This is a genomic window from Acutalibacter sp. LFL-21, assembly GCF_025630755.1.
Classification (GTDB): Bacteria; Bacillota; Clostridia; order Oscillospirales; family Acutalibacteraceae; genus Acutalibacter; species Acutalibacter stercoravium.
Genome location: NZ_JAOTNT010000005.1, coordinates 192272 through 207502, shown reverse-complemented (window position 1 = coordinate 207502; position 15231 = coordinate 192272). Strand labels below are relative to the sequence as shown.

The 15231-nt window shown below is 63.1% G+C and carries 14 protein-coding genes and 1 other RNA gene; 11 read left to right on the top strand and 4 right to left on the bottom strand.

The genetic code is table 11. From position 1 onward, the window contains the following. Positions 1 to 71: 71 nt before the first annotated feature. Positions 72 to 1244 (top strand): DUF58 domain-containing protein, encoded by a 1173-nt coding sequence (locus tag ODJ80_RS08030; protein WP_263041674.1) that lies wholly within the window; start codon positions 72 to 74, stop codon positions 1242 to 1244. Positions 1245 to 1266: 22 nt separating this feature from the next. Then, complete coding sequence (locus tag ODJ80_RS08025; RefSeq protein WP_263041673.1) at positions 1267 to 3927, top strand: transglutaminase-like domain-containing protein; 2661 nt, start codon at positions 1267 to 1269, stop codon at positions 3925 to 3927. Positions 3928 to 4017: 90 nt separating this feature from the next. Here ODJ80_RS08025 and ODJ80_RS08020 read toward each other — a convergent pair whose 3' ends face one another. Together ODJ80_RS08020 and ODJ80_RS08015 are read right to left on the bottom strand one after the other, a co-directional pair. Continuing rightward, the gene (locus tag ODJ80_RS08020) at positions 4018 to 4479 is read right to left on the bottom strand and encodes a MarR family winged helix-turn-helix transcriptional regulator (RefSeq protein ID WP_263041672.1); all 462 of its coding nucleotides are present in this window, start codon (positions 4477 to 4479) and stop codon (positions 4018 to 4020) included. A gap of 65 nt (positions 4480 to 4544) precedes the next feature. Further along, on the bottom strand, positions 4545 to 5180 hold the full coding sequence (locus tag ODJ80_RS08015) for a GNAT family N-acetyltransferase (protein ID WP_263041671.1): 636 nt from the start codon (positions 5178 to 5180) through the stop codon (positions 4545 to 4547). Positions 5181 to 5389: 209 nt separating this feature from the next. On the opposite strand from ODJ80_RS08015, the gene ODJ80_RS08010 reads away from it, so the two are divergent. The 4 genes from ODJ80_RS08010 to ODJ80_RS07995 all read left to right on the top strand — a co-directional run bounded on the left by ODJ80_RS08010 (position 5390) and on the right by ODJ80_RS07995 (position 9796). Continuing rightward, the gene (locus tag ODJ80_RS08010) at positions 5390 to 6280 is read left to right on the top strand and encodes a glycoside hydrolase family 25 protein (protein WP_263041670.1); all 891 of its coding nucleotides are present in this window, start codon (positions 5390 to 5392) and stop codon (positions 6278 to 6280) included. Positions 6281 to 6360: 80 nt separating this feature from the next. Then, positions 6361 to 7251: a glycoside hydrolase family 25 protein gene (locus ODJ80_RS08005; protein ID WP_263041669.1), complete on the top strand. Its 891-nt coding sequence runs from the start codon at positions 6361 to 6363 to the stop codon at positions 7249 to 7251. 144 nt (positions 7252 to 7395) lie between these two features. Beyond that, a complete protein-coding gene (locus ODJ80_RS08000; protein WP_178865039.1) occupies positions 7396 to 7929 on the top strand; it encodes a sigma-70 family RNA polymerase sigma factor in 534 nt (177 codons plus the stop codon). Beyond that, positions 7916 to 9796, top strand: a complete 1881-nt coding sequence (locus tag ODJ80_RS07995; RefSeq protein ID WP_263041668.1) for a hypothetical protein — start codon at positions 7916 to 7918, stop codon at positions 9794 to 9796. Before ODJ80_RS08000 ends, ODJ80_RS07995 begins: the two co-directional genes overlap by 14 nt. A gap of 54 nt (positions 9797 to 9850) precedes the next feature. Here ODJ80_RS07995 and ODJ80_RS07990 read toward each other — a convergent pair whose 3' ends face one another. Then, positions 9851 to 10324: a YbaK/EbsC family protein gene (locus ODJ80_RS07990; protein WP_178865037.1), complete on the bottom strand. Its 474-nt coding sequence runs from the start codon at positions 10322 to 10324 to the stop codon at positions 9851 to 9853. Positions 10325 to 10439: 115 nt separating this feature from the next. Between ODJ80_RS07990 and ODJ80_RS07985 the strand changes: the two genes are divergently transcribed. Continuing rightward, entirely contained in the window at positions 10440 to 11306 is an 867-nt protein-coding gene (locus ODJ80_RS07985; protein WP_263041667.1) for an NYN domain-containing protein, read from the top strand. A gap of 44 nt (positions 11307 to 11350) precedes the next feature. Here ODJ80_RS07985 and ODJ80_RS07980 read toward each other — a convergent pair whose 3' ends face one another. Further along, positions 11351 to 11857, bottom strand: coding sequence for a GNAT family N-acetyltransferase (locus tag ODJ80_RS07980; RefSeq protein WP_263041666.1), 507 nt, complete (start codon positions 11855 to 11857; stop codon positions 11351 to 11353). 253 nt (positions 11858 to 12110) lie between these two features. Between ODJ80_RS07980 and ffs the strand changes: the two genes are divergently transcribed. The 4 genes from ffs (at position 12111) to recR (ending at position 15091) form a co-directional block, all read left to right on the top strand. Continuing rightward, an RNA gene (ffs, locus tag ODJ80_RS07975) (signal recognition particle sRNA small type) lies at positions 12111 to 12208 on the top strand. Between the two features lie 68 nt (positions 12209 to 12276). Further along, entirely contained in the window at positions 12277 to 14067 is a 1791-nt protein-coding gene (gene dnaX / locus ODJ80_RS07970; protein ID WP_263041665.1) for a DNA polymerase III subunit gamma/tau, read from the top strand. Between the two features lie 69 nt (positions 14068 to 14136). Further along, positions 14137 to 14487: a YbaB/EbfC family nucleoid-associated protein gene (locus ODJ80_RS07965; RefSeq protein ID WP_178865033.1), complete on the top strand. Its 351-nt coding sequence runs from the start codon at positions 14137 to 14139 to the stop codon at positions 14485 to 14487. 1 nt (position 14488) lies between these two features. Beyond that, complete coding sequence (gene recR, locus ODJ80_RS07960; RefSeq protein WP_178865032.1) at positions 14489 to 15091, top strand: recombination mediator RecR; 603 nt, start codon at positions 14489 to 14491, stop codon at positions 15089 to 15091. The last annotated feature ends 140 nt before the right edge of the window (positions 15092 to 15231 follow it).

Sequence of the window (15231 nt, the reverse complement as noted above, 5' to 3'; positions counted from 1 at the left end):
GGCCTGCCTTTCTAAACATTTTTCACCGCGCCCACCCATCTGCCCAGGAATTTGGAAAGGAGGGAGCCCCCATGTGGAAGAACCGGCTCTGTTACCTGGCGCTGCTGGCCTGCACCGGCCTGTTTTTCATCTGCTACGACGGGTACCTCTCCCTCTATGTGTCCAGCCTGTCCCTGCTGCTCCCCTTTGTTTCCCTGGCGGTGTCCCTGCCGGGGATGCTGGGGGCGCGGGCGGTCCTTTCCGCCGGAGGGGCAGGGGCCTCGGGCGTGCCCTGCGCCCGCAAGGGGGAGAATATCCCCCTGCGGCTGCGGGTGTGGAATGTCACCCCCTTTTCCAGCGGCCGCATCCGGGTGCGGCTGTCGGTGGAGAACACCCTGACCGGCCAGCGGGAACAGGAGCGTTTTTCCATCAGCGCCTCTCCCCTGCCCCAGGTGCTGGAGCACCAGCTCTCCTCCCGGGCCTGCGGCCAGCTGCTGTGCCGGATGGAGCGGGCCTGGGTCAGCGACTACCTGGGGCTGTTCTCCCTGCCGCTGCTGCACAACCCCCGGCAAGAGGCCGCCGCCTTTTTCTGGCCCGCCGTCCACCCCCTGGTGCTGGAGCTGCAGGAGAGCAGCGTGCCCGACAGCGAGGGGGAGCGCTACTCCCAGACAAAGCCGGGGGACGACCCCACCGAGCTGTTCGCCCTGCGGGATTGGCGGGAAGGGGACCGGCTCTCCCGCATCCACTGGAAGCTCTCTCAAAAGCTGGGCCGCCCCCTGGTGAAGGAATTGGGCCTGCCCCTCTCGGACCACCGGCTGTTCCTGCTGGACCTGAATGGCACAGGCACAGAGGCTGACGCCCTGCTGGACGCCTTTGCCAGCCTCTCCAGCTTTTTGGCGGAGGAAGAGGTGGCCCACCGGGCCGCTTACTGGGAACCCTCCGCCCAGGTGCTCCACTGCCGGGAAGTGGTGGGCCCGGAGGACCTGCTTCCCCTGTGGAAGGAGCTCCTTGCCTCGGGAGGGCATGCCTCTCTGCCCACACCGCGGCAGGAGGACCTGCCTTCGGGGATTTCCCATGTGATTTACCTTTGCTGCCAGCCACAAGAGACGGTTTTAGAGGCGGTAAAGCTGAAATGGCCCAGCGCGCGGCTCAGCATCCTCTACACAGACCCGGAGGCGGAGAGAGGGCCCGCCCTCGCCGGGAAGGAAGCCCGCCGGGTACAGCCCGGGCAGGCCGCCCAGGAGCTGAACGGGATGGCACTGTAACGCCGCGGAAAGGAGGCGCTCCATGGCATTGAAACGGAATCGAGAGGCAGGGGAAGCCCTGCTGGACAAGCCCCGCATTCTCAGCGCGGAACCCGGGGCCCTCTCGCAGTGGCTCTTTTACGGCGCGCTGCTGCTGCTGGGCACCCTGGGGGCTTTAGGCTGCTTTTTTGGAGCATTCCAGGTGCCGGTGGCCCCGGTCCCCGCGGCGCTGTGCGGCATCGCCTGCCTGCTGGCCTGCCTTTTCCTCTTTCTGGTGAAGAACCAGCCCTGGGCGGTTTCTCTGGCGCTGATCGGCCTATGGGTGGGGGTGGTTGCCCTTTTCTTCCGGGATCTGGTGCAGGGCTGCGCCCATACAGTAAACAGGGTGCTGCAGGCATACAGCGAGAAATTCGGCATAGCCCTGCCCTCCCTGGCGGTGGACACCCTTTCCCCCTCTGTGATGGAGAGGCAGTGCACGGTGTTTTTCTGCCTGCTCACCTTCCCCTTTCTGTTCTTTCTGGGGTGGTTTCTGGTGGGGAAAAGAAGCTGCCTGGGGGCCTTTCTCCTCTCTGGGCTGATGCTGCTGTTCCCCATGATAATCTCCCTGGTCCCCCCGGGGCTGTATCTGGGAGCACTGCTGCTGTTCTGGCTGGCGCTGCTGCTGACAGCCCCCACCCTGGGCCGCCGCCACCGGCTTTTGGAGGAGGGCGGCCGCTTTCACGCCGCAGGCACCGCGGCCGCCCGGCCCGCCATGCTGCTCACCGTGCTGGGGGCCGGCATCCTGTGCATGGGGCTGGCATCCCTGCTGTTTCCTCAAGGCGCCTACCAGCGGCCCCAAATTGCCGCCGACCTGCGGGACGGCCTGACGCAGGGATTTGGAATCCAAGCGGCCCTGCGGGGCGGCGTGGGCAGCGGCAACGGCCGGGTAAACCTGGACGCCCTGGGAACCCGCAGCTACACGGGGGAAACGGTGCTGCGGGTGAAATATGACTGGGGGGATTCGCAGCGGGAAGAGTTTGTCAACGGGGAAAAGGACTACTTAAAGAGCTTTGCCGGCAGCGTGTACACCGGCCATAGCTGGGAGCGCCTTTCCCAGGAGGACGAGGCCCAGCTGGAAGAGCTGCTGAACGGCACACATCCCCAAACCCTGGCGGATCTGTTCCAGGAAGGCTTCGGCAATTACTCCACCACCCGCGCCTCCATCCCCTACACCCTTTCTGTGGAGAATGTGGGGGCCAGCCCCCGGTGCCTGTACCTTCCCTATGGGCTGACCGCAGAGAGTGTGGACCCGGAATCCATGGAGTATGTGGAGGACGGCTTCCTCCAGTCCCCCCGGTTTTTCAGCGGCACCCGCAGCTATGAGGTGGAGGCCTGGGGCAGGACCGATTTTGTGATGACCTATTCCGGCCGGGCCTCTTCCGCCGTGGCCAACGCCTATGCCGGCTCCCTGCTGGCAACGGGACAGTTTTCCAGTTGGGAACAGGTGGTGGCATCCACCGACATGCGGGAATTTATGGAGACCCTCTCCCAGGAGATGCCCGGCTCCCAGGGGGAATCCCTCTCCCTGGAGGAGGTGGAGAGATGGACCATCCCCTCCAGCTTGATCGGGTACCTCAGCCCGGAGCAGCAGGACCTGGCCCGCTCGCTGGAAGCCTACAACCGCTTTGTCTACGAGCACTACACCCAGCTGCCTGACAGCCTGCGGCAGACCCTGGAGCAGTACCTGTTGGACAACCACCTGGTGCTGACGGTGGGCAACGGCTTCTCGGTCAGTGACAGCTCCCCCCTGATGCTGGCCCAGCAGATCGCCAGCACCCTGGCGGCCCAGTGCGTGTACACCCTCTCCCCGCCCAGCTTGCCGGAGGGGCAGGACTTTGTGGAGTACTTCCTGTTTCAAAGCCGCCAGGGGTACTGCGTCCACTTTGCCACGGCGGCGGTGGCCCTGTTCCGGGCAGCGGGGGTTCCCGCCCGGTACGCGGAGGGGTATGCGGTGCCCTCCGGCGAGGAAGGCTGGGTGGACGTTCCCGACTACAACGCCCACGCCTGGGTGGAGATCTACATGGGCGGCACCGGGTGGATCCCGGTAGAGGTGACTCCCGCCGGGCCGGACGCCCCTGCCGCTTCGGAGGACGCCCGGCCTGTGGCGGAGCCGGCAGCCCCCACTCCGGAGGCCGCGTCCCCCACCCCCACGCCCACGCCCCTTCCCTCTCCGTCCGCCTCTCCCGCGGCGTCCCCCTCTGCTTCGCCCTCCGCGGAGCCCAGCCCCAGCGCCTCCCCCTCTTCCGCCCCGGGAGGGGCCCCCGCAGCAGGAGGCAGAACCAGCGGCCGGGCCTGGGGCGCTGCCGCCGGGGCAGCAGGAGGGCTTCTCCTGCTGCTGGGAGCTCTTTTGTTCCGGCGCAGGCTGATATTGGCCCGGCGGAACAGGCGCTTCGCGCAGCCTGACAGAAACCAGGCAGCCCTGGCCCTGTATGCCCACATTCTGGGGCTGCAGCAGGCGGCCCTGGCCCATCTGCCCGCCTGGCGGCGGGAACTGCCGCAAGAGCTGGAAAGCCTGGCCCTGAAGGCACGCTTCAGCCAACACACCCTCTCACAGGAGGAGTTGCAGCCCTTCCAAAGGGAAGCTCTCCTGCTGGAAGACGCCCTGCGGCGGAACCTCCCTCCCCTGTGGAGGCTGTGGCTGCAATGGGGTCCGGCGCTGCTCTAATTCTCCCGAAAAAAAGCAAAAAGGCAGCCCCCGCGGCTGCCGTCAAAAAAGCCCGCTCCCAGCTTGGGAACGGGCTTTTTCCATGCTATGTCATTTTCGGTCCTGGCCGGTCATCTTGGTCAGAAGGGCTAACAGGTCCGCGCACTCTGTGTCCGTCAAGTCCGCGGTGATGGAGCGCCCCCACTGGCCCAAATATTCCCGGATGGTGGGCACCAGCTCCCGGCCTTTGTCCGTCAGGTACAGGTGGTTTTCCCGCCGGTCGTTCTGGTTGGTCTCCCGGTAAAGGTAGCCCAGGGTTTCCAGCTTTTTGGTGCGCCGGGCCACATTGCATTTGTCGATAAACAGATGGTTGGCAATGCTGTCCTGGGTAGCGCCGGGGTGGTGCTCCAAATGGAGCAAAATCAGGTACATGGCGCCGGAAAAGCCCAGCTCCCGCAGGCGTTCCGCCATGAAGCGCTTGCGGCCGCGGCTTAAAAAGGTAATGGCCCGGCCCAATTCCCGAGAAAAATGGGGCGGCAGCTGCCGTTCTTGCGCTTGCTTCGGGGGTTCCATGGCCAAGCCTCCTTCCTCTAAAGAGATCTTTAATCATCTCATTATATCCCCCCAGCCGGAAAAAGTCAAAGCAAATCCATGTAAAACCCCTTATTTTCTCCCGGGGCTCCGCCTTTTTCATAGATGCGGCACACCGGGCGCGGCGCCCTCTTCGAGGCGCCTGCCGAAACACGGAACAGCAGGCGGTAGAGGCTCTCCAAGGCGGCCCTGGCCTGCTCCCGGCCGGGTTCCCCCTCCAGGGGAAACAGCAGAATTTGATACTCCACCCCAAACAGGAAGGAGAAAATCCCGGTCTCCCGGCAGCCGCAGCGGGTGTAAAACTGGATGCGCCTGCGGCGGACCTCCTTCTCCGCTGGGGTTTGCGCGCTCTCCAGGCTCTCTGCCTCAATGAGGAAAAAAGGCGCGCCAAGCTGCCTGGCAGCCCCCTGCAGCGCTTGGAAGAAGCGGGTGCCCAGGCCCCTGCCCCGCAAGGCCGGGTCCACGGCCAGATAGTCCAGCAGGGCCGCCCCAGGGCAGTGGGCAAAGATCCCATAGGCCAGAACGGCCCCCTTCTCCCGATAGGCAAACGCCCGGTAAGCCCCCCGCAGGGCCAGAGCGCGCATGTTCCCCCAGGGGCGCAGCTCATTGGGGACGAAATCCCGGGAAATGCGGGATTGATAGAGTTGTTTCAGTTCTTCCAGCGTCAGCTCCTGCGCCTGCACAGAGCCCCCACTCCTTTCCCATTGGCCTTCAAGGCTTCATTGTAACAAAAAATTTTCATTCCAGCAAGGCTGGAAATGGGAGGAAACGCCTGTTCCCAGTTGCCTTTTCGACAAGTTTCATGTATAATGTGACAAGAACTTCTTGAACGGACCCTTCGGCCCTTTGGGCCTTGCCCTTCGGTATTTTTTGAAAAAGGAGCGGGAGGTATATGGACACTCTGAAAAAACGCAATCTTTTCCTGGCAGCCACCTTGATTCTGGTGGCGGTCATTGTAGCGGTCTCCGCCGTCATTCTGGCCAGGGGGCCGCGGGACAGCTCGGTGGAGGTGCTGGAGCGCAACGCGGACGGCACCCTGCTGGTCAACGACCTGAACGACGGGCAGATGACCATTCCCGGGTATGATATCGCCGTCAACGACTACAACCCCACGGCGTTCCAGGCCAGCAACGGGGTGATGACCTACACAGAGGGGACCTCTCTTGTGGGCATCAACGTCAATTACAAAAACGGGGATATTGACTGGGCCCAGGTGGCGGAAAACGGCGTGGACTTCGCCATGATCCGCGTGGGCTACCGGGGCAATGAAAAAGGCCAGATCGTGCTGGACAGCAAGTTTGTGGAGAACATCACCGGCGCCACGGAGGCGGGCATCCCCGTGGGGGTGTATTTCTATTCAAAGGCCATCAGCAACGAGGAAGCCGAGGAAGAGGCCACCTTTGTGCTGGAGCAGATCCAGACCTATCAAGTGACTTACCCCATTGCCATTTTCTGGGAATATGACTACAACGACGACGGCACCAAGGACCAGAGTTCCCGCACGATCCAGTGCAACGGAGAGCAGATTACCGGGTTTATCAACGCCTTCTGCAACAAGGTGAAGATGGCCGGCCGCACCCCCTGTTATTACGCGGCCAAGTCCTTTGCCTATGAGGATCTGGACCTTTCCCAGCTGGCAAATTACGACATGTGGTACGCCGAGTACGCCTCGGTTCCCGGCTTTTACTACGACTTCGCAATGTGGCAGTATACCCAAGAGGGCAGCGTGCCAGGCATCTCTGGCAGCGTGCCCATCACCCTTTCCTTAAAGCAATACGGCTGACACAGGCGGCCCGCCTCCCCGGGAGGCGGGCCTTATGGTTTTCAGGCGCGGGAAGCGCGCCCCAGGAAAAAGGAGGAGCTATGGCAAAGCACAGTGCAAATGAACCCAACCGCCTGCGGTGGATGGGCCTGAGCGCCCTGGTGGCCCTGGTGGTGGTAGCCGGGGCGGTGGTGATCTCTCTGATAGGCGGCGGGGAGCCGGAAGCCTCGGAGCCCCAAGCCCCGGAGAACCAGCTTTTGGTCAGCGACCTCTATGAGGGGGAGAGGTATGTCCCCAAGTTTGACTACCCCCTCAACGAGTATGACACCGAGGGTTTTGCCGAGCAAAACGGCTTCATCCAATACCCGGGGGCCGTGCTGGGCGTGGATGTCTCTGAACACCAGGGGGATATCGACTGGCAGGCGGTGCGCGGCGCGGGAGTGGAGTTCGCCATCCTGCGGGTGGGCTACCGGGGCATGACGGAAGGGGGCCTGAATGTGGACGCCACCTTCGAGCAGAACTATCAGGGGGCTGTGGATGCCGGGCTGCAGGTGGGGGTCTACTTCTTCTCCCAGGCCGTCAGCCAGGAGGAGGCCCGGGAGGAGGCCAACTTCGTGCTTCAGACTTTGAACGGCCGGGAGCTTGCCTATCCGGTGGTGTTCGACTGGGAGACCCCCATCCCCAGCGAGGAGCTGCCCGCAGAGGACCTGCGCGCCTATGATATATCCGGGGAGAAAGTGACCCGCTTTGCCCTGGCCTTCTGCCAGCAGATTGAAAAGAACGGCTACACGGCCTGCGTTTACACCAACAAGACGATGGCCTACAACACCTTCAACCTGGAGGAGCTGAAGGACTACGCGCTGTGGTACGCGGAGTATCAGCCCGCCCCCAGCCTGTACTATGGCTTCCGCCTGTGGCAGTACTCTGCCAGCGGCACTGTTCCGGGCATCTCCGGCAGCGTGGATTTGAACCTGTGCTTCGAGCCATACTGAGAGAGGGGCCTGCCCGGCCACCGAAATGGGAAATATGCCAAGAAGATTTTCGGGGCGGCTCACCTTTTGCGGGGGTGGGCCGTCTAATGCTGTGAACGGGGAACATCTCGGGGTTTTGGGCCCCGAAGGGAGAAGGAGGATGTTGTGGAGCGATTGGTACGCAGGGCCCAGCGGGGCGACAAAGCCGCCTTTATGGACCTGATCGAGGAGAACCAGCTGGCGCTGTACCGGGCGGCTAAGGCCATCCTCCACCGGGAAGAGGACGTGGAGGACGCGGTGCAGGAGGCCATTTGCAAAGCCTTTTACAAATTGAGCGACCTGCGGCAGCCAAAGTACTTTAAAACCTGGCTGACCCGCATTTTGATAAATTGCTGCTATGACCTGCTGCGGCAGCAGAAGGGGCTGGTGCCCCTGGAGGTGGTGCCCGAAGAGGGCCGGGCCGACGAGCGGGAGACCTCGCTTGACGTGCAGCAGGCACTGAACGACTTGGGGGAAAACGACCGGCTGGTGCTCACCCTCTACTATCTCAACGATATCTCGGTGAAGGACATTGCCGGGACGCTGGGCATCAGCGAGGGGGCCGTGAAACAGCGGCTGGTCCACGGGCGGCAGAAATTCCGGCAGGCCTATGAGGGCCGGGAGCAGGGAAAGGTGGTGGCGCGTCATGGGAAAAAATGACCTGAAGCGGGATAAGCAGTTCAAACGGCACCTGGCGCAGCAGCTCCAGGTGGAACAGCCGCCCCAGTCCTATCTGCAAGCGGTGCAGGACGCCTTTGACAGCCTGCCCGATGAGCTGCCGGTGAAGGCCCGCCCCCTGCGGACCTTTGCCCGGGCCTGCGCCACCCTGGCGGCCTGCGCCGTGCTGGTGGCGGCGGGGGCCTTCGGCCTCAACCGGGCAAACCCCGGCCTGATGGAAAGCCTGCCCGGCGTGGGCCAGCTGTTTCAGCAGCTCAACGGCACGGTGGACCTGCCCCAAGAGACGGAAAACCACAGCCTGCCCACACCCACCCCCATCCCCCAGGACCCCAGCCAGCTGGAGGAACAGCAGGCGGAGGAGCGGGCCCCGTTCCAGCCGGTCTCCGTGCAGAACGACGTGGAGGGCACCGACGACAGCTTCACCGTGGAGGACGCCTGGAGCGACGGGATCTACCTGCACCTGTGCATGACCGCGCGCTTGTCCGACCCGGCGTGGCAGCAGGAGGAGTTCCTCTTCACCCAGACAGAACCCTATATGGAGGACTCAGAGACCTTCCAGGTGACAGTGGACGGCGCTGCCGCGGAACTGGTCACACCGCTGGAGATCCGCGTCTTCACCCTGGAGGAGGCCAGTGACGACGGCAGCAGCCTGTATCGGGCGGAGTGGGTGGCAAAGCTGCCCCACAAACTCTCTCACAGCCAGGAGATGGAGGTGTCCCTCTCCCTTTCCTGTTTGACAGGGGGCTCCAGCGGGCTGGTCTCCCTCCCGGATTACCAGCTGGACTTCCGCGTCACGGCGGACACCTCCCGCAATTTCCTGTGGAACACCCTGGCGGAGGAGCCACCCGTGGAGGACAACGGCGTGTCCCTCCAGTGGGTGGAGAGCACTCCCACCAACCTGCGCTTCTCCGTGGAGGTTCCCTTCTTCGGCCGCATGAGCTACACCATGCTGACCCCCGCCGAGGAGGCGGACTTTGCCACCAGCGCCGCTCCCCTGGGGATCTACCCCCTGCTCTCCACCCCTGAGGGGGACCTGCTGCAGGACAGTTCTGTGGAGTGGTCCCCCAACAGCCTGGAGGACGTCTACTACGCGGGGCCCTACACCGGCGTGGGCACCTTTGTCGCCCCGGCGGAAGATGTGCCCTATGTGGTGCTGACCCTGTACGAGTATCCCCCCTATTCCACAGAGGAGGGAGCGACCATTGCAAACAACCGGGTGGTGGCGGAGTTCACCATCGACCTGGAAACCCGCCAGGTCTACGCCAGCCAGCACTATCGGGACCAGGGCTTGGAGAAGCTGTCCCTGGCCAACAGCCTGAAGGAGGACCGCACCCCCACGCCGGTGAACGGCTACATCTGCGCCGATCCCAGCCTCTATGGGGACCCCTTGCAGGTGGCCCTGTTCACCCCGGACCTGGACTACCACCCTGTGGCGGTGTACTGTTACAGCGGGGACACCCTGGTGTGCATCGCCTACTCCCACCCCCAGAACGAGTACAACTCCTATGAGGAGACCGGCGACGGCACGGAGCTGGCCTATTATGAGGACGAAAACGGCAGCTACCGGGCGGATATCATCGCCTCCCCCACCATTCAGGGAGGGCAGACCTACAAGCGGATGCAATTCAGGGTGTACAACACCGCGGGCATTGAATTCACCCGCCTGGAACTGGTGGACGTGGAGACGGGCCAGGTGCTCATCGAGGACATCCAGCGCGCCTACTACCACCAGGCGGACGAGGTCTTCGGCACCCAGTTGGAAGCCTATCAGTACGGCGAGGCCGCTGTGGAGCCCAGCCCCTCTCCCCCGGCGGTGGAATCCCGCCTGCAAGAGGACGCCGGCAGCTAAAACGAAAAACCGCGCGAGCTTTTGAATGGCCCGCGCGGTTTTCTATTTTCCCCCTCAGCCCTCCGGGGACTTGCACACATCCACCCATTCTTCAAAGCCGGAGTACTGCTCCAGCTCAGAGAGGGTCAGCTCGATGGCAGAGTTGCCGCTGCCGCAGGCGGGGAACACCGTCTGGAACCGCTTCAGGCTCTCATCCAGAAAGACCCGCACCCCCTCTTTCACGGCGAAGGGGCACACGCCGCCCACCGGATGGCCGATGAGCTCCAGCACCTGGGCGGGAGAGAGCATCTTGGCCTTTTGGTGAAAGCGGGCCTTGTACTTGGCGTTGTCGATTTTCACATCCCCGGCGGCCACAATGAGGATGGGCTCCTCCCCCACCAGGAAGGAGAGTGTCTTGGCGATGCGGGCGGGCTGGGTGCCCAGGGCCTGGGCGGCCAGTTCCACGGTGGCGCTGGACTCTGGCAGCTCCCGCACCCGGGACTCCATGCCGAACTGCTGGAAATAGGACTTTACCTGTTGGATGGACATAGAAAAGGACCTCTTTTCACAAATTGATTTGCGCTCCCTCTGGATTTGCGGTATACTAAACAGGAGAAAGAACCCATTTCGCAACGGGGCGCCGCCCCGCAGAGAGGAGCTTTATATGGCAAGCGACAACCGGTTCGCCGTGTTGATCGACGCGGACAACGTTTCTGTGAAATACATCAAGATCATCTTGGACGAAATCTCCAAGGATGGCATCGCCACCTACAAGCGCATTTACGGGGACTGGACTAACCCCTCCCTCATCTCTTGGAAAAGCGTGCTGCTGGACAACTCCATCAACCCCATCCAGCAGTACAGCTACACCACGGGGAAAAACTCCACCGACTCCGCCATGATCATCGACGCTATGGACATTCTCTACTCCGGCAAGGTGGACGGCTTCTGCCTGGTGTCCTCGGACAGCGACTTCACCCGGCTGGCCGCCCGGCTGCGGGAGTCCGGCATGACGGTGATTGGCATGGGAGAGAGCAAGACCCCTAACTCCTTTATCGCGGCCTGCAACAAGTTCAAATACCTGGACATCCTCTCCGCCGCCGACGAGGAGGAGCCGGAGGAGGTCCCCGCCCCCAAGCCGGAGCCCGCCAAGAAAGCGGCCCCCCAGAAAAAGGCCCCCCAGAAGAAGACGGCCGCGGCGAAAAAGGCCAAGGAGGAGCCCAAGCCCGAAAAGGAGCAGAAGGCCGAGCCCAAGCGCCAGCAGCAGGAGGAGATTGAGGAGCCCCGCACCAGCCTGCGCACCATCCGCCGGGCCCTGCGGACCATCGTTCGGGAGAACTCTGACGAGGATGACTGGATCATCATTGGGAAGATCGGCAACCTGCTGGACAAGCGCTACCCGGACTTCGACGTGCGGAACTTCGGCTTTTCCAAGCTGACCCCCTTCTTAGAGAGCCTGGACATGTTTGAGATCCGGGACATGAAGAAGGATGGGAACTCCTCCCCCCAGAAATATGTGCGGCTGAAATAAGAGCTTTTTACGGCGTGGTGCGCGGTGCACTGCGCCCTTTTCTTTTACAGCACCTTTTCAAAGGCCAGGCGCTCTCCCCCATCCTCCAGGTAGATGACGCCCCGGTAGGACAGGCCGTTTTTCTCCATGACACGCTGCATGATCTTGTTCTCCCGGTGGGTATCCCCCCGCAGGCAGGGCAGGCCCCGCTCTCGGGCCTGGCGCTCCAGCTCCTGGAAGAACAGGGATGGAACCCCTTTCCCCTTGCAGGCGCCGGACACGGCAATGCGGTGGAGGAAGGCGTACTCCGGGGCCTCTGTGCCCCAGGCGCCTTCATAGATGATGTCGTAAGTGGGCTCCCGGCCCAGGCCCAGGCAGGCGGTGGCCGCCACTTGGCCCCCTTCCTCCAGGACCCAGCTCTCCCCCCGGCCCACATCCGCCAGGAAGGTCTCCCGATTGGGGTAGCCATCCTGCCACTGGTCGATGCCCTGAGCGGCCAAAAAGGCCTGGGCCTCCCGGTACAGGGCCAGAACGGCGTCTCCATCTGTCAGCGCGGCTTTCCGCAGCTTCATGGCAGCTTCTCCCTTCTTTACACAGATTCCCATTTATGATAGCAAGTTTCTCTTGTCTTTTCAAGGGACTTCCAGTATAATGAGAGCACAGGCGCACAACCGGGCAAAGTTCCCTGTGCGGCTTCCTCTTGTTTTTTTGAACAGGTTCTGGTATAATAAAAAAACGGGCGCGGCGCAAGCCGCTTTTCGTTACAAGGCGCGTGTTTTGCGGCCACAGCTTTTTCAAGGGTGGAACACGGTATTATATGGGAGCGGGCAGGTCTGCGCGGCGGGACGCCGCGAACCATGTCAGGCGGGGAACCGAGCAGCATTAAGCGGATGTTCCCGGGCGATGCAGGTCGCCTGTCCGTTCCCATATGGCACCGGGCTTCTGCCCTGTGTTTTATACGGAGCTTTTTTCAGGGAAAGGAGGCTGCCCCATGTACAAGGTGCTCTACCGGAAATACCGGCCCCAATTCTTTTCCGACGTGGTGGGTCAGCCCCAAGTGACCCTCACCCTGCAAAACGAGGTGATGCGGGGGCGCATTGCCCACGCCTACCTGTTCACCGGCTCTCGGGGGACGGGCAAGACCACCTGCGCCAAGATCCTGGCCCGGGCGGTCAACTGCCTGCACCCCAAGGACGGCGACCCCTGCGGCCAGTGCGAGATCTGCAAGGGGTTGGAAGAGGGGTCCATTTTGGACGTGGTGGAGATCGACGCCGCCAGCAACAACGGCGTGGACAACATCCGTTCCCTCATCGAGGAATCCAACTTCACCCCGGCCACGGCAAAATACCGGGTGTACATCATCGACGAGGTCCACATGCTCTCCCCCTCGGCCTTCAACGCCCTGCTAAAGACCCTGGAGGAGCCCCCTGCCCACGTCATCTTTATTTTGGCCACCACAGAGGTCCACAAGCTGCTGCCCACCATTCTTTCCCGGTGCCAGCGGTTCGACTTCAAGCGCATTGCCCCTGAGGACATCGCCGGGCGGCTGGAAGAGGTGGCGGAGAAGGAGAGCTCTCAGCTGGACCACGACGCGGCCCTGCTCATCGCCCGGATCGCCGATGGGGCCATGCGGGACGCCCTCTCCCTGCTGGACCAGTGTTTGGGGCGGGACAGGCATGTGACCCTGGAGGTGGTCAACCAGACGGCTGGGGTGGCGGCCCGGGACTACCTGGCCGCCCTGGCCCAGGACATTGTGGGGCAGAACGCTGCCCACGCCCTGGAGACTCTGGACAGCCTGCACCGGGAGTCCAAGGATATGACCCGGCTGTGCCAGGAGCTGGCGGAGTACTTTCGGGGGCTGATGCTCATTAAAACCATGAAGGACGCCTCCCGGCTGGTGCTGTGCTCCCCCCAGGAGCTGGAGGTGATGACCGGGCAGGCGCTGACCCTAAGCCTTTCCACCATCCTCCACGGGCTGGACACCTTTGAGGAAACCCTGCACCGAATGCGCTATGCCAACCAGCGGGCAGAGCTGGAGATGGCTTTCGTGCGGCTGTGCAGCCCTGAGCTGGACACCACGCCCGAGGCCCTTCTCCGCCGCTTAGAGGCCTTGGAGAACGGGGCGCCCCGGCGGGTGGCGACCCCCTCTCCCCCACAAGAGGCGCCAGCCCCGGCGGTAACGCCGGCGGAGCGCCCGGCGCCCCCTGCGCGGGAAGAAGCCGTCTCTCCGGCCCCCGCTCCTGAAGCGGCGCCCCCGGCACAGCCTGCCCCCATGAAAGACCAGGGTCCCCGGGAGCCGGAGCCCGCCCCGCCGCCCAAGCAGGAGAGGCCTTCCACGCCCCGCAAGCGGTCCCCGGTAGATGTGGCCGCCCTCTCGGCGGGAGCCCAGCGGTTCCGGGATTGGCCGGAGATCCTGCAGCGCATCCGCGGGGATACCAAGAGCGTGGCCATGGCCTTTGCCGGGTCCGCGGCTTATGTAAACGGGGAGTACATGCTCATCGACGCCCCGGAGCTGGCTTTCGAGCTGCTCAAGCGGCCGGAACAGCGGGATAGGATGCGGGAAGCCATCCGTCAGGTGACGGGCCGGGTGTACCGCCTGGGCCCTTACCGCCGCAGCGCGGAGGACGCCCAAGAAGGCGGGGCCGACCCCCTGGCCGAGCTGGAACGCCGTGCGCAGGAGCAGGGCGTGGACCTGCGGATTGAGGCTTCACAGCAGCCCTCTGCTGCGGAGCCCGAAGAGGAGGGGCCCCCGCCCTTAACAGACGCGGAGATCCCCTTTTGAGCCATTGAAAAGGGGTCCCTATATACCAGAAAAACACAGCGGCATTACGCCGGAAAGGAAGATCGGAATATGAAAGCAAGACTGCCCCAGGGCTACGGCGGAGGCGGCGCCTCCAATCTGCAGCAGCTGGCCCGCCAGGCCCAGAAAATGCAGGAGCAAATGGAAGCTGTCTCCAACGAGCTGGAGGAAAAAGAATACTCGGCCACCTCTGGCGGCGACGCGGTGAAAGCCACCGTCACCGGCAAGATGGAAGTGAAATCCGTGGAGATCAAGCCCGAGGTCATCGACCCGGAGGACGCGGAGATGCTGGGCGACCTGGTGACCGCCGCCATCAACGAGGCCCTGCGGGCCGCTGCCCAGGAAAAAGAGGAGCGTATGACCGCCATCTCCGGCGGGATGAACATTCCGGGGCTCTTCTGAGATGGCCGGCGGGTATCATGTACCTCCCCTGGAGGTGCTGGTGGAACGGTTTGAAAGCCTGCCTGGCATTGGGCACAAGTCTGCCCAGCGTTTGGCCTATTATGTGCTGGACATGAGCAAGGAGGAGGCCCAGGGCTTTGCCCAAGCCATTTTGCAGGCCCATGAGGAGATTCACACCTGCAAGGTCTGCTGCAACCTGACCGACCAAGAGCTGTGCCCTGTGTGCCGCAGCGACAGCCGGGACAAGAGCCTGATCTGTGTGGTGGAGGAGCCCAAGGACGTGTTCGCTTTGGAGAGGGCCGGGGAGTACAACGGCCTGTACCATGTGCTGCACGGGGCCATTTCCCCCCTTTCCGGGGTGGGGCCGGACCAGCTGAAAATCAAGGAGCTGTTGGCCCGCATGGACAGCCATGTGGAAGAGGTCATCATGGCCACCAACCCCACGGTAGAGGGGGAGGCCACTGCCATGTACCTTTCCCGGCTGCTCAAACCGCTGGGCATTAAAGTGACCCGGCTTGCCTACGGCATTCCCGTGGGCGGCGACCTGGAATACGCCGATGAAGTGACATTGCAGCGGGCCATGGAAGGCCGCCAGGAACTGTAACAGAACCATTTGAAGGCAGAACAGCAAAGGCGCTGGGGATTTTTCCCGGCGCCTTTTTTCATTGACCGTCCTACTTTTCGGACTGTGCACAGCGGCGCCTCCCTGAAAGAGTGGGGGGTGGGGGAGAAAAAGCAGATCTT